This window comes from Amaricoccus sp. (assembly GCF_017995835.1).
Taxonomy (GTDB): domain Bacteria; phylum Pseudomonadota; class Alphaproteobacteria; order Rhodobacterales; family Rhodobacteraceae; genus Amaricoccus.
This window is the reverse complement of sequence record NZ_JAGOID010000063.1, coordinates 1-18471: the sequence shown is the minus strand read 5'-3', so window position 1 is coordinate 18471 and position 18471 is coordinate 1. Positions and strand designations below refer to the sequence as shown.

The 18471-nt window shown below is 70.2% G+C and carries 22 protein-coding genes and 1 pseudogene; 6 read left to right on the top strand and 17 right to left on the bottom strand.

Annotated elements, in window-relative coordinates; genetic code table 11:
- Positions 1–295: ABC transporter permease (locus KBA23_RS10905; protein WP_290740664.1), on the bottom strand; the 295-nt coding region annotated here is incomplete at its 3' end.
- Between the two features lie 65 nt (positions 296–360).
- Complete coding sequence (locus KBA23_RS10900; protein WP_290740658.1) at positions 361–1305, bottom strand: ATP-binding cassette domain-containing protein; 945 nt, start codon at positions 1303–1305, stop codon at positions 361–363.
- Between the two features lie 99 nt (positions 1306–1404).
- Between KBA23_RS10900 and KBA23_RS10895 the strand changes: the two genes are divergently transcribed.
- The gene (locus KBA23_RS10895; protein ID WP_290740661.1) at positions 1405–2433 is read left to right on the top strand and encodes a proline racemase family protein; all 1029 of its coding nucleotides are present in this window, start codon (positions 1405–1407) and stop codon (positions 2431–2433) included.
- Positions 2434–2475: 42 nt separating this feature from the next.
- Here the strand turns inward: KBA23_RS10895 and KBA23_RS10890 are convergent, their stop codons facing one another.
- Entirely contained in the window at positions 2476–2730 is a 255-nt protein-coding gene (locus tag KBA23_RS10890) for a hypothetical protein (RefSeq protein WP_290740655.1), read from the bottom strand.
- 289 nt (positions 2731–3019) lie between these two features.
- Between KBA23_RS10890 and KBA23_RS10885 the strand changes: the two genes are divergently transcribed.
- Entirely contained in the window at positions 3020–3199 is a 180-nt protein-coding gene (locus tag KBA23_RS10885; protein ID WP_290740653.1) for a hypothetical protein, read from the top strand.
- 132 nt (positions 3200–3331) lie between these two features.
- On the opposite strand, the gene KBA23_RS10880 is transcribed toward KBA23_RS10885, so the two are convergent.
- The 10 genes from KBA23_RS10880 to KBA23_RS10835 form a co-directional block, all read right to left on the bottom strand.
- A complete protein-coding gene (locus tag KBA23_RS10880) occupies positions 3332–4555 on the bottom strand; it encodes a cysteine desulfurase (RefSeq protein ID WP_290740650.1) in 1224 nt (407 codons plus the stop codon).
- Positions 4552–5130: a Yip1 family protein gene (locus KBA23_RS10875; protein ID WP_290740646.1), complete on the bottom strand. Its 579-nt coding sequence runs from the start codon at positions 5128–5130 to the stop codon at positions 4552–4554. Before KBA23_RS10875 ends, KBA23_RS10880 begins: the two co-directional genes overlap by 4 nt.
- An 8-nt stretch (positions 5131–5138) precedes the next feature.
- Positions 5139–5666 carry a YIP1 family protein gene (locus KBA23_RS10870; protein WP_290740643.1) on the bottom strand — a complete coding sequence of 176 codons (528 nt, stop codon included), beginning with the start codon at positions 5664–5666 and terminating at the stop codon, positions 5139–5141.
- A gap of 3 nt (positions 5667–5669) precedes the next feature.
- Entirely contained in the window at positions 5670–6971 is a 1302-nt protein-coding gene (locus KBA23_RS10865) for a SufD family Fe-S cluster assembly protein (RefSeq protein ID WP_290740641.1), read from the bottom strand.
- Positions 6971–7297 carry a hypothetical protein gene (locus KBA23_RS10860; RefSeq protein WP_290740638.1) on the bottom strand — a complete coding sequence of 109 codons (327 nt, stop codon included), beginning with the start codon at positions 7295–7297 and terminating at the stop codon, positions 6971–6973. Before KBA23_RS10860 ends, KBA23_RS10865 begins: the two co-directional genes overlap by 1 nt.
- 14 nt (positions 7298–7311) lie before the next feature.
- Complete coding sequence (gene sufC / locus KBA23_RS10855; protein WP_290740635.1) at positions 7312–8067, bottom strand: Fe-S cluster assembly ATPase SufC; 756 nt, start codon at positions 8065–8067, stop codon at positions 7312–7314.
- Positions 8068–8169: 102 nt separating this feature from the next.
- Positions 8170–8328, bottom strand: a complete 159-nt coding sequence (locus tag KBA23_RS10850; protein ID WP_290740632.1) for a hypothetical protein — start codon at positions 8326–8328, stop codon at positions 8170–8172.
- Positions 8329–8402: 74 nt separating this feature from the next.
- Positions 8403–9926 (bottom strand): Fe-S cluster assembly protein SufB, encoded by a 1524-nt coding sequence (sufB, locus tag KBA23_RS10845; protein WP_290740630.1) that lies wholly within the window; start codon positions 9924–9926, stop codon positions 8403–8405.
- 11 nt (positions 9927–9937) lie between these two features.
- Positions 9938–10999, bottom strand: coding sequence for an aminotransferase class V-fold PLP-dependent enzyme (locus KBA23_RS10840; RefSeq protein ID WP_290740628.1), 1062 nt, complete (start codon positions 10997–10999; stop codon positions 9938–9940).
- Positions 10999–11457, bottom strand: a complete 459-nt coding sequence (locus tag KBA23_RS10835; protein WP_290740626.1) for an Rrf2 family transcriptional regulator — start codon at positions 11455–11457, stop codon at positions 10999–11001. The genes KBA23_RS10840 and KBA23_RS10835 overlap by 1 nt, the downstream gene beginning before the upstream one ends.
- 185 nt (positions 11458–11642) lie before the next feature.
- Here KBA23_RS10835 and KBA23_RS10830 point away from each other — a divergent pair, with 185 nt between their 5' ends.
- A complete protein-coding gene (locus tag KBA23_RS10830) occupies positions 11643–12293 on the top strand; it encodes an alpha/beta hydrolase (RefSeq protein ID WP_290740624.1) in 651 nt (216 codons plus the stop codon).
- A gap of 147 nt (positions 12294–12440) precedes the next feature.
- On the opposite strand, the gene KBA23_RS10825 is transcribed toward KBA23_RS10830, so the two are convergent.
- The 4 genes and pseudogenes from KBA23_RS10825 to KBA23_RS10810 all read right to left on the bottom strand — a co-directional run bounded on the left by KBA23_RS10825 (position 12441) and on the right by KBA23_RS10810 (position 15901).
- Positions 12441–13823 carry a tetratricopeptide repeat protein gene (locus KBA23_RS10825; protein WP_290740621.1) on the bottom strand — a complete coding sequence of 461 codons (1383 nt, stop codon included), beginning with the start codon at positions 13821–13823 and terminating at the stop codon, positions 12441–12443.
- Positions 13824–13993: 170 nt separating this feature from the next.
- Positions 13994–14238 (bottom strand): annotated as a pseudogene (locus KBA23_RS10820) (transposase family protein); the annotation flags it as partial.
- A 197-nt stretch (positions 14239–14435) separates the two neighbouring features.
- Positions 14436–15707 carry an alpha/beta fold hydrolase gene (locus KBA23_RS10815; RefSeq protein ID WP_290740618.1) on the bottom strand — a complete coding sequence of 424 codons (1272 nt, stop codon included), beginning with the start codon at positions 15705–15707 and terminating at the stop codon, positions 14436–14438.
- Positions 15704–15901 carry a hypothetical protein gene (locus tag KBA23_RS10810; RefSeq protein ID WP_290740616.1) on the bottom strand — a complete coding sequence of 66 codons (198 nt, stop codon included), beginning with the start codon at positions 15899–15901 and terminating at the stop codon, positions 15704–15706. The genes KBA23_RS10815 and KBA23_RS10810 overlap by 4 nt, the downstream gene beginning before the upstream one ends.
- 56 nt (positions 15902–15957) lie before the next feature.
- Here KBA23_RS10810 and phaR point away from each other — a divergent pair, with 56 nt between their 5' ends.
- The 3 genes from phaR to KBA23_RS10795 all read left to right on the top strand — a co-directional run.
- Positions 15958–16548 carry a polyhydroxyalkanoate synthesis repressor PhaR gene (gene phaR / locus KBA23_RS10805; RefSeq protein WP_290740613.1) on the top strand — a complete coding sequence of 197 codons (591 nt, stop codon included), beginning with the start codon at positions 15958–15960 and terminating at the stop codon, positions 16546–16548.
- Positions 16549–16749: 201 nt separating this feature from the next.
- The gene (hisC, locus tag KBA23_RS10800; RefSeq protein ID WP_290740610.1) at positions 16750–17850 is read left to right on the top strand and encodes a histidinol-phosphate transaminase; all 1101 of its coding nucleotides are present in this window, start codon (positions 16750–16752) and stop codon (positions 17848–17850) included.
- On the top strand, positions 17850–18471 hold a 622-nt coding region (locus tag KBA23_RS10795), incomplete at its 3' end, for a prephenate dehydrogenase/arogenate dehydrogenase family protein (RefSeq protein WP_290740608.1). The genes hisC and KBA23_RS10795, both read left to right, overlap by 1 nt.

The following is an 18471-nucleotide window of genomic DNA, read 5'->3' as shown; positions in this document are numbered from 1 at the left end:
CCATCAGCCCGGCGAACGGCGCAAGCGGCCAGATCGGCAGCGTCCGGAACCGGTCGAACAGCCCCCTGCCCAGATCCGTCGACAACCCCATCCCGGAATAGACCGCATTGAAGCAGACCGTCTGCACCAGGATCCCGGGCAGGAAGAATTGCAGGTACTCCCGCGGCGACCCCGCCAGCGCGCCGCCGAAGACGTAGGTGAAAAGCAGCGTGAACATGATCGGCGTCATGACGAGATCGAAGAGCTGCTCGGGCACGTGCCGGAACTTCAGCACCGCCCGCCACCCGAACACCATCGCGTTCGACAATCCCGACGGCCGCGGCGGAGCCGCCGTCGTCGTCAGCTCGAAGCGGTCCTCCTTCACGCTTCATCCTCCCTGCCGGTGAGCGCCAGAAACACCTCCTCTAGGCTCGGCGACCCCATCGAGAAATCGGAGGGTTCGATCCCCGCGGCGACGAGCGCCGCCAGCGCCTCCGACGCCGCCGCCGCCGAGGCGCAGGGCGCCGCCAGCCGCCCGCCCTCGACGCTGCGCGCCACCCCCGCCCCGAGCGTCGCCTCGAGCAGCGCCGCCGCGTCGCCGAGCCGTCCGGGATCGGCAAGCGCCACATGGAGCATTCCCGCCCCGGTCGCCACCTTCAGCTCCCGGCTGGTTCCCTCGGCGATCTTGCGCCCCCTGTCGATCACCGCGATCCGGTCGGCGAGTTGGTCCGCCTCGTCGAGATACTGGGTCGTCAGCAGGATCGTGACCCCGGCCGCCGCCAGACCGCGGATCATCCGCCAGACCTCCTGCCTTGCCGCCGGATCGAGCCCGGTGGTCGGCTCGTCGAGAAACAGCAGCCCCGGCGTCACCACCAGCGAGGCGGCGATGTCGAGCCGCCGCCGCATTCCCCCGGAATAATCCTTGACCTGCCGCGCCGCCGCCTCGGCGAGGTCGAACGCCGCGAGCAGGACACCGGCCCGTTCCCGCGCCGCGCGCCAGCCGAAGCCGCGCAACCGCGCCACCAGCACGAGATTCTCCCGCCCGGTCAGGTCCTCGTCCAGCGAGGCGAACTGGCCGGTCATGGCGATAACCTGCCGAACCCGATCCGGCTCGGCCGTCACGTCGTGCCCCATCACCGTCGCACGGCCGGCATCCGGCCTCGTGAGCGTCGCCAGCATCCGGAGCAGCGTGGTCTTGCCGGCGCCGTTCGGCCCGAGCACCGCGAAGATTGCGCCTTCCGCCACGGCGAGGTCGATGCCGTCCACCGCGCGCACGCGCCCGAAATGCCGCACGAGGCCCGTCGCATCGATCGCAAGTCGATCCATGCCGCTTCCCTCGCATGCCGCCGGCGACCGATCAACGCCTTGCCGGCGGGCGGGCCATCGCGCACACCTTTCGGGCGCCTGCCAGCTCCGAGGTTCCCCATTCGCTCGACGAGGATGATCCATGTGATTTCCGCCCATGCCGAGGGCGAGGTCGGCGACGTCATCGTCGGCGGCGTGGCTCCGCCTCCCGGCGACACGATCTGGGAGCAGTCGCGCTGGATCGCCCGCGACGAGACCCTGCGCAACTTCGTGCTGAACGAGCCCCGGGGCGGCGTCTTCCGCCACGTGAACCTGCTGGTGCCGCCGAAGCACCCCGAGGCGGACGCCGCCTGGATCATCATGGAGCCCGAGGACACCCCGCCGATGTCGGGGTCGAACTCGATCTGCGTGGCGACCGTGCTCCTGGACGGCGGCATCCTGCCGATGACCGAGCCGGAAACCCGCCTGACGCTGGAGGCGCCGGGAGGGCTGGTGCGGGTGCGGGCGGAATGCCGGAACGGCAAGGCGGAGCGGATTTTCGTCCAGAACCTGCCGAGCTTCGCCGCGATGCTCGACGCGAAGCTCGAGGTTGCGGGCTTGGGCGCCCTGACCGTCGACACCGCCTATGGCGGCGACAGCTTCGTCTGCGTCGACGCCCAGGCGCTCGGCTTCTCGCTGACCCCGGACGAGGCGCACGACATCGCGAAACTGGGCGTGCGGATCACCGAGGCCGGGACCGAGCAGCTCGGCTTCCACCACCCGGAGAACCCGGACTGGCGGCATCTCTCGTTCTGCCTGTTCGCCGGGCCGGTGACGCGGCAGGGGAACGAGCTCAGCGCGGGCGCGGCGGTGGCGATCCGGCCCGGCAAAGTGGATCGCTCGCCCACCGGCACGGCGCTGTCGGCCCGGATGGCGGTGCTGCACGCCCGCGGCGAGATGGGGCCGCAGGACCGGCTGACCGCCGTCTCGCTGATCGGGTCGACCTTCGCGGGCCGCATCCTCGGCACGACCCGGGTGGGCGAGCATGCCGCGATCCTGCCCGAGATTTCCGGCCGCGCCTGGATAACCGGCATCCATCAGCACATGCTCGACCCGTCCGATCCCTGGCCCGAGGGCTATCGCCTGACCGACACCTGGGGCGCGCGCTGACGCTGACGCGCGCCTCCTCCACCGGCGATGTCAGGCGCCGGCTCACGCCGTGCGCACGCCCCCGCCCGGACGGTTGCGCCGCCGGACGTGCGCGACCCGGGCGTGAGCGAGCACCCCGGCGAGAACCCCCGCGGAGATCGCCGAGCCGGCCATCATGTAGGCGACGAACGCGAGCAGAAGCCCATGGCCGGCGACCAGCGTCAGGATGGACGCCGCCAGCGCGCCGATCACCCCGAGGCAAAGCGCCGCGACCAGACGGCCGCTTCCCTGATCGACGTTCCGCGAAGCATGACCCATGTCCAGGCTCCCAGTGTGCTCTGCCGCTCAGCCGCGACGTTCCTCGCTGTAATTACGACTCAGTCTATCGTGATTTGCAAGATAAAAACACGACCAGTCAGGTCGTGTTATAAAGTCATTCGGACTCAGACGGTTACGCTGCATCCAGCCCCTGTCGCGCCCCTGCCGCCCTGCGACGCGGCGCCGTCGCCAACCCCCCCCGCACGCGGGCTTAGGCTTGACCCGCGCGCAGATCGCCGCAGATCTGGGGCGACCGAGTCGGGCTGACCGGCGATGGCGGGAGGACAGGATGAAGAACCCGTGGATGAGCCTGTGGCTCAGCGCGGCGAACCGGACGGCGGCGACGGCGCGCGGCCTCTGGCTCGCCGAGGCGCGCAAGAACCAGCAGGCCCTCGCCCGGGAGATGGCCAAGCCCTTGACCGCCGGCCTCCCCGGCGCACGCCCCCCGGCCCGTCGCAAGCGGAAGTAGGCGCTCGTGCCGAAGCCTTCCCGAATCCTGAAAAAGTGGCAAGCCGGATTCCAGCCGGCTTCCAGCCCCTATCCAGCCAGAGAAAATCACGTGCTTTCAGGAGCTTGCCGCATCCCACCCAAGCCTGCGGTATCAGGCGAAGATCTCGTGGCAGGTCTCCAGCGCCTCCACCAGCGCGTCGACCTCGGCCGTCGTGTTGTAGAGGCCGAACGACGCCCGGCAGGTGGCGGTCACGCCCAGCCGCGTCATCAGCGGTTGCGCACAATGATTTCCCGCCCGCACCGCCACGCCCTTGCGGTCGACGATTGTCGAAATATCATGAGGATGCGCGCCGCCCTTCAGGGTGAAAGAGAAGATCGCTCCCTTGCCCGGCGCATCGCCCTGCACCTCGACCCAGTCCAACGCGGCGAGCCGTGACCGCGCATAGTCGCGCAGCCGCGCCTCGTGCGCCGCGATGTCGGCCATGCCGAGGCCCTCGAGATAGTCGAGCGCCGCCCCGAGCCCGATCGTCGAGACGATCGCCGGCGTCCCTGCCTCGAACATCAGCGGCGCGTCGGCATAGGTGATCCCGTCCTGCGTCACCTCGCGGATCATGTCGCCGCCGCCAAGAAACGGCCGCATCTCGCTGTAGCGATCGCGCCTGACATAGAGCGCCCCCGACCCCGACGGGCCGTAGAGCTTGTGCCCCGTGACGGCGTAGAAATCGACGCCGAGGTCGCGCATGTCGACCGGCATGTGGACGGCGGCCTGGCTGCCGTCCACCAGCACCGGCACGCCGCGCGCCCGCGCGGCGGCGGCGACCGACTTCACGTCGACGACCGTGCCGAGCACGTTCGACATGTGGGTCAGCGCCACGAGCCGGGTGCGCGGGCCAATCGCGTCGATCACTCGCTGCGGGTCGAGCGAGCCGTCCGGCTCGATGTCCACCCACCTGAGAACCACGCCCTGGCGCTCGCGCAGGAAGTGCCAGGGCACGATGTTGGCGTGGTGCTCCATCACCGACAGCAGGATTTCGTCGCCCGGCGCCAGGCGCGGGGCCGCCCAGCCATAGCTCACGAGGTTGATCCCCATCGTCGAGCCGGAGGTGAAGACGATCTCCTCTTCGCGCTCGGCACCGAGGAAGCGCATCAGGCGCCCCCGCGTCGCCTCGTAGCGTTCGGTGGCGATGCTCGAGAGATAGTGCAATCCGCGATGGACGTTGGCGTATTCCTCGGAATAGCCGCGGTCGATCGCGTCGAGGACCGCCTTCGGCTTCTGCGCCGAGGCGCCATTGTCGAGATAGACCAGCGGGCGGCCGTGCACCTTGCGCGACAGGATCGGGAAGTCGCGGCGCACCGCTTCGACGTCATAGCTCATGAGTTTCCCTCCGGCGTCAGGCCGGCGAGCGCGGCGATAAAGGTCAGGACGAAGACGAACGACACGGCGACGAGAATCGCCACGCCGAGCACGATCGCCGGCGAGGCGAAGCCGTGCAGCTCCGCGACGAAGCAGGAGAAGGCCCACAGCAGCCAGATCATCGTCACGATGGCGAGCGCCCCGGCCAGCGGCGGAGCGAAGAGCAACGCCACGAGTTGCAGGAGCTGGACGAGGATCGTGACCGCGTTCAGCCAAACGATCGCCGTCGCCGCGCCGAAGAAGGTGCCCCGCCCCCCGAAGCGCCGCCCGATCGCCGCTGTGAGCCAGGCGACCAGGACGAGCCCCGCGAGCTGGACGCCGACGCCGAGCAGCGGCTGCGCCAGCAGCGCCCCCGAAATCGGGTCGGCCGCGACGCCGTTGGTCAGGCGCAGCGCGAGGAAGCCGAGCACGACGCCGGCGCTGGTGACGGCAAGCGCCCCCTCGGCGAGCACGCTCGCCGGGACGGCGGCGCCCAGCACGCGCCGCGCCGCGTCGCGCGGCTTCAGGAAGGTCTCCCCGAGGATCTCGCCCCACATCGCCGCTCTCAGCCCGCCATGCGCCGGGCGCGCCCGAGCCCCTCGGCCTCGGCGAAGCTCGCCGCGAGGTGCCAGAGCCAGAACGCGAGCAGCGCATAGCCGAGCCCGTCGATCCACGGCCCGAGCCCCGGCAGTCCCGCCGCCTCCGCTCCCACGCGCATCCCCGCGACGAGGAGCGCCAGCGGCCCGGCGACGAGCGCGGCGCGAAAGATCGCCCGGCGCGCCCCGGCGAAGCCGTCCCGCGCCCCGAACGGCCGGGCGAGCAGGTGCGCGACCGCCGCGACCGCGTAGAGGATCAGGGGCAGCAGAAAGAGATAGCCGAAGAGATGCGCCGAGACGACGCCGGCGAACGCATCCCCCACGTCGAGGCCGGCGGCGGTGCGCCGCGCCTCGGGCAGGCTCGCGACGAAGCCCATCGCGCAGGCCGCCATCAGTTCGACGAGCGACGGAACCTCGCCGCGATCCGCCGCCGCGGCGCGCGCCATGGCGCCGCGGGGATCGCTGTAGGCTCGCCAGAGGGAGGCGCCGACGGCCATGGATCAGGAGCGCCGCCGTCGCGCCACCCAGTCGGCGAGCCGGCCACGGATCTCGTCGGCGAGCCCCTGGTCCTCGATCTCCTGGATCGCCTCGTCGACGAAGGCGAGCACCAGCAGCGCCTCGGCCTCGGCGCGCGGCACCCCGCGCGAGGTCAGGTAGAACAGCGCCGTCGGATCGACCGCGCCGCAGGTGGAGCCGTGGCTGCACTTGACGTCGTCGGCGTAGATCTCGAGTTCCGGCTTTGCCAGGAACTGGCTCGCCTCGTCGAGGAGCAGCGCCTGGCTGATCTGGTAGCCGTCGGTCTTCTGCGCGCCCGGCCGCACGAGGATCTTGCCCTGGAACACCCCGACGGCGCCGCTCTTCAGCACCTTCTTGAACACCTGCCGGCTCTCGCAGCGCTCGGCGGCGTGGGTGACGAAGATGGTGTCGTCGTGGTGAAAGTCGCGATCGCCGAGGCTCGCGCCCGCGACATGGGCGACGGCGTCGTCGCCGGTCAGCTCGATCACGCACTCGTTGCGGGTCACCCGCCCGTTCGCGGTCAGGGTGAACGACTTGAAACGGCTCTCGCGCCCCAGCCGCGCGAAGATCGCCGTCGTCGCGCGGCGCTCATGGTCGCGCCCCTGCACGCGCACGTGGTGGAAGGCCGCGCCGTCGGCGACCTCGACCTCGATCGCCGCGTTGAGCCGCGCCGCCGCCGGGCCGTTCTCCAAGAGGGTCAGGTCGGCCCCGGGCTCGAGCTTGATCAGGTGGCGGACCAGCGCATCCGAGGTCTCGGAACGGTGCAGGTAGACGAAATCGACCGGCCTGGCCGCCTTGCCGGTGGCCCGGATCGCCATGCCCTCGGTCGCGCGCGCGGTGTTGAGGGAGGCGAACGGACGATCGACGGGGTCCTGGCCATGGCCCTCCAGCACGCCGAAGACCTCGCGCGCCCAGTGGACATCTCTCCGCAACGCAACGGAAAGCGGCTGGATTTCAAGACCGGCCATCTCCGGCGCGTCCGACATCTCCGGCGCGAAGACGCCGTCAACGAAGACGAGCCGCAACCGGTCCACGCCTTCGAACACCTCCGGCGCCTCGAGCACCGCCGCTGCGGGAGCGGGCAGCGCCGCGAGGCTCGTGGGGTCGGTGAAGCGCCAGTACTCGTCGCGCCGCCCGGGCGCGCCGTGCTCGGCGAGCCGCCGCGCCGCGCGGGCGCGCGCCGCCTGCGCCCAGGAGGCCTCGCCGGCCGGCTCGGGCCATGCCGCGAGCAGCGCCTGCGCGCCCTCTAGCTTGAGTGCGGGAGCCTTGCGCGCCGCGACCGCCATCACGCGCTCGCCCGCGCCAGGACCGTTCCCTCGACGATTCGGCGCACGAAGGGCGCCAAGCCGTCGGGACCGGAGCTGCGCTCCTTGAGATGAATCGGGATGTCCGCGCGGCGCGAGGCGATCACCCCCACCAGCTCGCCGCGGATCGCGTCGTCGAGCCCCGCGCCCATGATGGCGCAGACGATCTTCGGCTCCGCCTCGATCTGGCGGATGACCTCCTCGCGGTTGTGCGCGCCGAGCCACTCGACGGGCAAATCCTGAAGCTGTTGGGCAATGCCGCCGATGACGCCGGGCAGCCGGCCGATGAGCAGGACGACGGGTTTCATGGTGCGGACCTCCTCTATGCCACCGAGCCCAGCAGGCCGGCGTAGCCGTTGGTCTCGACCTCGATCGCGAGTTCCGGCCCCCCGGTCGCGACGATGCGCCCGTCCGCCATGATGTGCACGACGTCAGGCGTGATGTGGTCGAGAAGACGCTGGTAATGCGTAATGACGAGGAAGGCCCGATCCGGCGCGCGCAGCGCATTCACGCCCTGAGCCACCAGCTTCATCGCATCGACGTCGAGCCCGCTGTCGGTCTCGTCGAGGATGCACATGCGCGGCTCCAGCACCGCCATCTGGAGGATCTCGTTGCGCTTCTTCTCGCCGCCGGAAAAACCGACGTTGACCGGACGCTTCAGCATCTCCGCGTCGATGTCGAGCGCCTTCGCCTTCTCGCGCACCAGCCGCAGGAAGTCGGCGGCATTGACTTCCGCCTCCCCCCGCGCCTTGCGCTGTGCGTTGAGCGCGGTGCGCAGGAAGGTCATGTTCCCCACGCCCGGGATCTCGACCGGATACTGGAAGGCGAGGAACAGCCCCGCCGCCGCCCGCTCCTCCGGGTCCAGCCCGAGCAGGTCAGTCCCCTCGAGCGTGGCCGTCCCGGCCGTCACCTCGTAGCCCTCGCGTCCCGCGAGCACATAGCTGAGCGTCGACTTGCCCGAGCCGTTCGGCCCCATGATCGCATGGACCTCGCCCGCGCGAACCTCAAGGTCGACCCCCTTGAGGATCGCCTTGTCCTCCTCCTCGAGCTTCACGTGGAGGTTATCGATCTTGAGCATTGTTCTTCCTCGATTTTACCCGGATCGGCTCCGCCTGCGGCCGCGCCGCACCGGCGAGCGCCAGCCCCGCCGCGAGCATCCCCGCGAGGGCAAGGGCCCCGATCATTCCACCGTCCCGGCCATGGCGCCGGCGGCGTACGCCGCGCCGACCGCCTCGACCAAGGCCACGAACGCCCAGATCACCGGATTGGGCCACCAGGTCAGCCACGAGAGCCAGATCCCGAACGTCACCGCGAAGGGGCTCGCAACCAGGAGCGCCACGAGCAATTGCTCGCCCCGTACGCGCAACCCGCGCTGCGCGGTCGCCCCGATCGAACCGAAACCCGACCCCGCCTTCACCCGACGCTCCCCTCGAGGCTGATCGCCACGAGCTTCTGCGCCTCCATGGCGAACTCCATCGGCAGCGCCTGCAAGACCTCGCGGCAGAAGCCGTTGACGACGAGCGCCACCGCCTCCTCCTCGTCCATGCCGCGGCTCCGGCAGTAGAACAGCTGGTCCTCGTCCACCTTGGACGTGGTCGCCTCGTGCTCAACCCGGCTCGAGTTGTTCTTCACCTCGATGTAGGGAACCGTGTGCGCCCCGCACTGGTCGCCGATCAGCAGGCTGTCGCACTGCGTGTAGTTCCGGCTCCCGGTCGCCTTCGGATGCACGCTGACCAGCCCCCGATAGGTGTTCTGCGCAACGCCCGCGCTGATCCCCTTCGACACGATCCGGCTCTTGGTGTTCCTGCCTAGATGCGTCATCTTGGTGCCGGTGTCGGCCTGCTGGTGGTTGTTGGCGATGGCGATCGAGTAGAACTCGCCCTGGCTCCCCTCGCCCCGCAGGATGCAGGAGGGATACTTCCAGGTGATCGCCGAGCCGGTCTCGACCTGCGTCCACATCACCTTGGACCGGTCGCCGCGGCAGTCCGCCCGCTTGGTGACGAAGTTGTAGATGCCCCCCACCCCGTTCTCGTCGCCCGGGTACCAGTTCTGCACGGTGGAATACTTCACCTCGGCGTCCTCGAGCGCGACGATCTCAACCACCGCCGCGTGCAACTGGTGCTCGTCCCGCTTCGGCGCCGTGCAGCCCTCCAGATAGCTCACGTACGCCCCCTTGTCGGCGATGATGAGCGTCCGCTCGAACTGCCCGGTGTTCTCGGCGTTGATGCGGAAATACGTCGACAGCTCCATCGGGCACCTGACGCCCGGCGGCACATAGACGAACGAACCATCCGAAAACACGGCGGAATTCAGGGTCGCATAGAAGTTGTCGCTGATCGGCACCACCGATCCGAGATACTTCCTGACCAGCTCCGGATGCTCGCGCACTGCCTCGGAGATCGGGCAGAAGATCACCCCGGCCTTCGCCAACTCCTCGCGAAAGGTCGTCCCGATCGAGACGCTGTCGAACACCGCGTCCACCGCGACCTTGCGCCCCTCGATCGGGCTCTCGCCTGCCCCCTCGACCCCCGCGAGGATCATCTGCTCCTTCAGCGGGATGCCGAGCTTGGCATACGTCGCGAGCAGCTCCGGATCGACGTCGTCGAGCGACTTCGGCCGCGTCGCGAAGCTCTTCGGCCGCGCGTAGTAGTACTGGTCCTGGAAGTCGATCTCCGGGTAGCTCAGCATCGCCCAGGTCGGCTCCTCGAGCCCGACCCAGCGGCGGTAGGCCTTGAGCCGCCAGTCGGTCAGCCACTCCGGCTCGCCGTTCTTCTCCGAGATCAGCCGGACGATGTCCTCGTTCAGCCCCTTCGGCGCGTATTCCGTCTCGATATCGGTCTCGAAGCCGTACTTGTACCTCTCGCCGACCGAGCGCACCGCCTCGACCGTCTCGCGGTCGACGCCCTCGCGCAGTTCGATCTCGTCGGTAACGGCCATCTCGTCTCTCCTCATGCCGCCGTCGCGGCCTTGTCCCGGTGACGCCGGCGCGCCCTGTCCCATGCCTCGGCGAAGGCCAGCACCTCCGCCTCCGTCGTCGCCGGGCCGATCGAGACCCGGATTGCGCCGCTCGCCGCCTCCGGCGGCAGGCCCATCGCGCCCAGCGTCCGACTTCCCTTGACCCGGCCGCTCGAGCAGGCCGAGCCGGCCGAGACGGCGAAGCCCGCCAGATCCATCGCCATCACCTGCATCTCGCCCTTCCAGCCGGGAGTCGCGAGGCAGGTCACGTTCGGCAGCCGCCGCGCCGAATCCTTCCCGACAAAAATAGTCGCTTCGGCGGCGGACGCCAGAGCCGATTCTAGAATATCTCTAATATTCCGCACCCGGTCCCATTCCCCATCCGCGAGGTCGCGCGCCGCCGCCTCGGCGGCCGCGGCGAAACCGGCGATCGCGACGATGGCCTCGGTTCCGGCCCGCCGGCCCGTCTCCTGTCCGCCGCCGCGCAGCACCCGGGCCGCTTCGACGCCGTCGCGTACGAAGAGCGCGCCGACGCCCTTCGGCCCGCCGAACTTGTGCGCGGAGATCAGCGCCATCCCGGCGCCGGTCCCGGCGAAGTCGAAGGGGATCTTGCCCGCCGCCTGCGCCCCGTCCACCACCGCGATCCCGGGCGGCAGGTTCTGCAACACGCCCGTCTCGGGATTCGCCGCCTGCAGGGCGGCGCCGCCCGGATCGGCGACGGCGACGAGCCCGTCCGCGCCGACGGCGAGCTCCGGGCGCGTCCAGGCCGCCACGCAATCGTGCTCGATCGGCGCGGCAACGAGATCGCGCCCCGAGAGCGCCATCGCGGCCGCCTCGGTCGCGCCGGAGGTGAAGACGACCTGCCCCGGCTCGGCTCCGAAGGCCGCCGCCACCCGCTCGCGCGCCCGTTCGACGCAGGCCCGCGCCGCCCGCCCCTCGGCATGGACCGAGGACGGGTTGCCGGTCATTTCCATCGCCGCCGCCATCGCCGCCCGCGCCTCCGGACGAAGCGGCGTGGTGGCGTTCCAGTCGAGATAGGCACGCGACGCGGTCATCAGTCGTCCACCATCTGCACGAAGGCGGGCACCGCCGGACAGGGCGCGAGCTGGTTGCCCACCACGTCGGCGAGCCGGGTCTGGTGCAGGAAGACGTAGACGTTGGCCGAGAGCTGCTCCCAGAGCTTGTCGGCCAGCTCCTGCTCGCGCGTGCCCTGCGCGCCGCCGCTGGCGCCGGCGCCGCGCGACAGCGCGTCCATGGTCTCGTCGACGGCGGCGAGGATCTCGGCGATGCGGATCTGCTCGATCGGCCGCGAGAGACGATAGCCGCCGCCCGGGCCGCGCACCGAATCGACGATGTCGGCGCGGCGGAGCTTGACGAAGAGCTGCTCCAGGTACGCGACCGAGATGTCCTGACGCTCGGCGATCTCGGCGAGCGAGACCAGTCGCGACGGCCCCTGCGCGGCGAGATCGGTCAGCGCGATCATCGCATAGCGGCCCTTGGTGCTCAGTTTCATGGGATGCCCCTCCCGGCCGCGCACGGTTTGCACGGACCTACGTGTTGACGATGGCGGGTCAAGCCCTTAACTGCGGCGAAGCCCGGGGTCGCCTCCTCAGATTTAGAAGTGTTCTAGATTGCGGCAGCGATTCCGTCAAGTTTGAGTCGCGCCCATGTGTGCGACGCATCAGGAGTCTGGGCCACATGCCCGAGGTGATCTTCCCCGGCCCCGACGGCCGGCTCGAGGGACGCTACCACCCCCAGAAGCACAAGGACGCGCCGATCGCCATCATCCTGCACCCCCACCCGCTCTACGGGGGCACGATGAACAACAAGGTCGTCTACAACCTGCACTACGCCTTCCATCGGATCGGCTTCACCTGCCTGCGGTTCAACTTCCGCGGCGTGGGCCGATCCCAGGGCGAGTACGACCAGGGCATCGGCGAGCTCAGCGACGCCGCGTCGGCGCTCGACTATCTGCAGACGCTGAACCCCAACGCCAAGCATTGCTGGGTCGCGGGCTTCTCCTTCGGCGCCTGGATCGGCATGCAACTGCTCATGCGCCGCCCCGAGATCGCGGGCTTCGTCTCGGTGGCGCCGCCGTCGAACCAGTACGATTTCTCGTTCCTCGCCCCCTGCCCCTCCTCCGGTCTGATCGTCTCCGGCTCGGCCGACCGGGTGGTGCCCGTCGCCGACGTGACCTCGCTCGCCGACAAGCTCAAGCAGCAGAAGGGCATCACCATCACCCAGGCGACGATCGAGGGCGCGACGCATTTCTTCGACCCGGGGATGGACGAGATGATCTCGCTCGTCGACGACTACGTTCGCCGCAGGCTGACCGAGACGACACGCTAGACGATGGGTGTCCCTTGGCGCGCGCGGTCGACCTGTCCGATCTCGGGACGGCCCAGTTGCGCGTCTCCTGGCCCTAGGGTCGGACCCCCCCGATTCCAGGACGCGCCGACTGATCCGGCTCCGGCTTCCGCCTCATCGGCTCCGGTTTCAGCGCTCTTCGCAGCGATAGCTGCGATCTGCCCCCGGAACCGGAACGAAAGGCCATGAACAACTCGCCCATTCCATATAGGAATTTGCTACCGCGCTGCGCAGCCACGAGCTGTTCTCGTCTGCGCCATAGAACATGTCGATGAACCCGCCGGCTGCGACCTTCTTCATCTCGCAGCGTGCGCCTCTCGAATTTCCACCGAGCGCCTGCCACAGGTCGATCGCGACATGGCTCTGGCACAGATAGACATTGATTGGGCGCGAACAGCCATTGTTGAAGTAATAGACGTTACGGTCATGACTCGCGGTCTCCCGGATGACGCAACTCTGCGACGACACCTCACCGTTGGGGATCGCACGAACCGCACTTGCCTTCCCGCGTGCCCGCTCGCGCGCGGCCGCATCGCCTTCATAGCCCTGCTGCGCCGCCAGCTCCATGTAGGCCTCGGCCCTCAGGCTGTCGTTGGCTACGTCGTCGGCGTCGAGCAGCATCACGCCGGCCATGAAGCTCGAAAATCCGTTACCGCGCGCGCTGCCTTCCACTGCCCACTCAAACGCCTGCGCCTGTCGCCTCGGCGTTCCCTTGCCGTAATAGCTTAGCCGCGCCAGCTCGCCATAGGTCCATCCATCCGCCACGCCGGCCCGCTCCGCTGCGACATAGTGCCGGTACGCCTTTTCAAGGTCCGCAAGCGGCGAGCGCTCGTCGCCACGCAGCGCTCCGAGGTGGATGTCCGCCTCGGGAACGCCGGCGCGCGCTGCGAACTCGTACCAGTCGAGTGCGGCCTGCTGATGCTCGGACGAACTGACGCGGACGGCATAGTGATTGCCGATTGTCAGTCCCAGCGCAGGCCGCGCTTCGCTCAGTTCGCCGAGCAGCCGGAGCCCCTGCCGCTGCGTCGCCTCGTCGGGGCTTGCGAGCAGGATAGCACCGAGTTGAGCCCGCGCGTCGAGCAGGAATGGGGGATCCGTCGCAATCACCGCCTCGATGACCCGTCGCGACGTCGCGACGTCCGCGTTCGTTCCAGTCCCCACGCGGTAAAGCTCGGAGAGCGACACGCCCGCGACCGCGTAGCCGGCCTCGAATGCGGATTTCACCAGAGCGAACCCTTCCGCCTTCGGACCGGGCGCGCCGATTGCGATCAATGCGCGCCCGAGCCGAAGCGCGTTGGGCGCCGACTTGTCGAAGCCATGGACCAGCCGGCAATAGCCCGCTGTACCGGGCTCGATCCGGTCGAGCGCGACCCCGCCGCCCTCCTCCAGCGGATGCGCGGCATTCGCGCGGCAGGTCTTCGCCGCATGGCGCGCCGCCACCGTCGCTCCGACGAGCACGACGACGAGCGCAACTCCTGCCCAGACGACGATCCTTCTCGCAGTCCAGGCCATGACAGTTCCCGAAAAAGCCGGGTGGCTTGCCACCCAATGCCGTCATGATGCACGCATCTCTGCGGCGCTCAAGCGTCTCGGGTGAAATCCCTCAATTGAACCGACTGCCCGGCGCTGTGGTCATGGCTGCGGCGCAAGCGTCTTGCCGTCGATCGCCACCAGCCGCGAGCCTCGGGCCAGCAGGCGTGCACCCAGTCCGAGAAGCAGGCCGGGAACAGCGCCGGATCGACCCGGTTCATGACGATCGTCAGCCACCGTCTCGACGGAACGCCATGTCGGTAGGGCGGGAACCGCCGCAGGAACCCCAGGTGGCGCTCGCCCCGATCGGCGAATCGGCGATCGTGCCGCAGACCGCCAGCAGCAGGATCTCCGCCAGCGGGCAGGCGACACGATGCGCCTCGCGGTCGTCCTCGATCACCAGGCGCTGGCGCGAGGCGGGCGTTGGCGGCGAAGGCGAAAACCAGATGCAGCGCGGGCTGCCCGACCCTTCGCCGAGCTCGGGCGAGGACAGGTCCATGGGGCTCTCCATGACAACCTCGCCAGAGAGGTTCAGCCCATCCGCCAATCCGCAAGCCCCATTGCCTGAGTGCGGAGCCTTGGCGGGCGCCCGCCTCAGGCCGCCGGGAACGGCGTGCGCACGGCGGGCGCGGCGTGGGCGTGCAGGAAGGCCGCGAGCGGGCGCCAGACCTCCTGGCGGGCGAGGCTGCCGACGATCATGCCGACATGGCCGGTGCGCGGCTCGAGCGCGCGGGCGCCGGGGATGGCGCGGGCGAGCGGCAGCGCGAGCTGGGCGGGCGCGATGGAATCGCGCGCGCCTGCAAGCACGAGCGTCGGGGCGCGGATGGCGGTGGGATCGACCGGGGCGCCGAGGAAGCGCCAGCCTCCCGTGGCGGTGGCGTTGCGGATCTGCCAGTCGACGAGCAGGTTCCTGGCCGCAGGGGCCGGCATGGCCACCCCGTCGGCCAGCCAGTCCTCCAGCGCGACGAAGTGCCGCGCCGCCGCGCTCGCCGGGTCGAGGCGGGCGAAGCGCTGGAACTTCAGCGTCGCCTGCATCGGGCTGACCAGCGCGAACAGGCCCTGGAAGGTCGAGACCGGCACGAATCCGAAGGCCTCGCCGAGCGTGTCGAGCTGGCGCTCCACGCGCGCGGGTCCGCCGGCGCGGACCATGGCGCGGAGCTGGCCGGCGATGCCGCGGGTCGAGGCGAAGTCCCAGGGCGCGCCGAGGACTGCGAGCGCGGACACGCCTTCGGGGCGTCGCGCCGCGAGGCCGGCGGCGAGCGTCCCGCCCATGCAGTAGCCGACGAGCGCGGGCGCGCGTCCGCTCGCCTCGCGCAGGCGGGCGAGCGCGGGCTCCAGCCGGCGCGCCCCGTAGTCGTCGAGCGCGAAGCCCGCCTCGGCCCGGCCGGGCTCGCCCCAGTCGAGCAGCGCCGGGCGCAGGCCCTGGGCGGCGAGCCAGCGCAGCATCGACCAGGGCCGGTCCAGATCGAGCACGTAGGCGCGGTTGATCAGGCTCGGAATGACGAGGACGGGCGGCCCGTCCGGGTCGGTCGCCTCCGGCGCCTGGCCGTAGTCGAGAAGCCGCGCCCCGCCTTCCGACCAGATCGCCGGCGGGTCGACGACGGCGCGGCGGTACGGGTGGGACTGCCAGGTCTCGATCCCGCGCAACGTCGCGGAGAGGCGCGCGCCGATCTCGCGGGCGACCTCGATGCGATCCAGCCCCGGACCGAGCGCCGCCGCCTCGGCCGCGAGATGCGGGCTCCAGGGAAAATCCTCGTCGTCGGCGCGCGGCGCGGCGAGCAGCGCCTGCGTGTAGGCGGAGAGCGCCGCCAGGAGGTGGAAGACGAGCGGGCTCGGCTCTCCGCGGCGATGCGTCGCAACGGTCATGCGTCCGACGCTTTCTCCTGCCTGCGCCGCCGGATCGGCGGCGCGCCCTGGGCCGCGACGTAGCTGAGCTGGCGCTCCCAGAGATCGACGTATGCCGCGGCGCGACGACGCCGCTCGTCGGCCTCGGCTTCGGCGTCGGGACCGTCCCCGGTTCCGTCGCCGACTTTCGCACCTGCGGAAAAGCGTTGCGCCATATCACCTGGCCTCGCTAATGTGGCGGCAGGGACGGCCCCACGCAGGAGACAGTCGCTTGGCCGAGAAGGAAGACGCCGCGGACGAGCCCATCATCATCAAGAAGTACGCCAACCGGCGGCTCTACAACACCGCGAAATCGAGCTACGTGACGCTGGACCACCTCGCCCAGATGGTGAGGGAGGGCCTGGACTTCGTCGTGAACGACGCCAAGACGGGCGAGGACATCACCCGCGGCGTGCTCGCCCAGATCATCTTCGAGGAGGAAGCCAAGGAGGGCAACACCATGCTGCCGGCGAATTTCCTCCGCCAGCTGATCCGGCTCTACGGCGACACGTTGCAGGGCTTCGTGCCCGGCTATCTCGACGCCTCGATGGAGACCTTCGCCAAGAACCAGGAGCGGATGCGCGAGCAGGTGAGGCAGGCTTTCGAGGCCAATCCGGCGCTCGCGAATTTCGAGGCGCTGGCGCGGACCAACATGGAGTGGTTCGAGAACGCGATGCGGATGTTCGCGCCGTTCAGCGCCGGCATGCAGAAGGGCGCGCCCGGGCAGGTCCGCCCGGGCGGCAAGGACGTGGAACTCGACGAGCTGAAGGAGCAGCTGGCCACCATGCAGCAGCAGCTGAACAAGCTCGTCAAGGACGGCTGACAGTCAGCCTGCTCGCGCCGACCCCGGCGGGCGTGTGCCGTCACCGAACGTCGAGCCTTGCCGGACCAGGCTGGCCAGGCCCGCGTCCGGGGAACGAGTTGCACGCCGCCGCAGCACGAGTCACCTGCACGGGCGAAAGCCCTGCCCCGCCGGACCGGTTGGGTCTGGAACCGGGCTGCCCGCGTCGCTAGAAGTCCGGCCATGACGACAACTCCGCACGATCGCATCCGCCCCCGTCCGGGCATCCTGGACATTGCGGCCTATCAGGCCGGCGAAGCCACGTTGCCCGGAGCCGTGGCGCCGCTGAAGCTCAGTTCGAACGAGAACCCGTTCGGGCCGGGACCGGCCGCGCTCGCCGCCTTCCGCGCCAGCGCCGACAAGCTGCACGTCTACCCCGAATCGGGCCATGCTCGCCTGCGCGCCGCCATCGGCCGCGTGTACGGCCTCGACCCGGAGGGAATCGTCTGCGGCGCGGGCTCGGACGAGATCATCGCGCTTCTCGCCCACGCCTATTGCGGCGAGGGCGACGAGGTGATCTTCACCGACCACGCGTTCGGCATGTACCGCATCAGCGCGCTGGCCGCCGGCGCGACCCCGGTCGAGGTTCCCGAGCGCGAGCGGCGGGCGGACGTCGACGCGATTCTCGCCGCGGCCGGGCCGCGCACCCGGCTCGTCTTTCTCGCGAGCCCGAACAATCCCACCGGGGCGCTGACCCCGGAGGCCGAGGTCGCGCGGCTGGCCGAGGGCCTGCCGCCGCAGGCGCTCCTCGTGCTCGACGGCGCCTATGCCGAATACGTCCCCGGCTTCGACGGGCATGCGGGCCTGGTCGCGGCGCGCGAGAACGTGGTGATGACCCGCACCTTCTCGAAGATCTACGGGCTCGGCGGCCTGCGGATCGGCTGGGCGCTGGGACCCGCGCACGTCGTCGACGTGCTGAACCGGATTCGTGGCCCGTTCAACCTCTCGACCCCGGCGCTCCGCGCCGCCGAGGCCGCGGTCGAGGACCAGGACTACGTGGCTTGGTGCCGCGCCGAGAACACCCGCAACCGCGCCTGGCTCGCCGAGGCGCTGGCGATCCGCGGCGTTCCCTCCGACCCGTCTTCGGCGAACTTCGTCCTCGCGCGCTTTCGCGACGCCGCCGAGGCAGACGCCTGCGACCGCACGCTGCGCGCCGCCGGGCTCATCGTCCGCCGCGCCGCCAGCTTCAACCTGCCCGAAGCTCTGCGCATCACGGTAGGCGACGCGGAGGCCTGCGCCCGCGTTGTCGCCGCCGTCGACGCCCACCTCGGAGCCACCGTCTGATGGCCTATCGTCACGTCGCGCTGATCGGCCTCGGGCTGATCGCCTCCTCGATCAGTCACGCCATGAGGCGCGCCGGGATGGAGGCGCGCATCACCGGATTCGCGCGCTCGGCCCCAACCCGCCGCGAGGCGCAGAACCTCGGCATCGCCGAGGTGTTTCCGACCGTCGCCGAGGCGGTGAAGGACGCCGATCTTGTCATCCTCTGCACTCCGGTCGGCGCCATGGCCGAGGTCGCGGCCGAGATGGCGATCCACCTCAAGCGCGGCGCCACCGTCTCCGACGTGGGCTCGGTCAAGGCCGCCGTGCTGGAGCGCGTGGGCAAGCACCTGCCGGCCGACGTGCACTTCATCCCCGCCCACCCGATCGCCGGCACCGAGCATTCCGGCCCCGCGGCCGGTTTCGCGTCGCTCTTCGACAACCGCTGGTGCCTGCTGACCCCGCCCGCCGACGCCGACCCCGCCGCCGTCGAGGAACTGAGCGAATTCTGGCGCGCGCTCGGCGCCCGCGTCGACGTGATGGACGCCGACCACCACGACCTCGTGCTCGCGGTGACGAGCCATGTGCCCCACCTCATCGCCTTCACCGTGGTCGGCGTCGCCGACGACCTCAGCCGCGTGACCG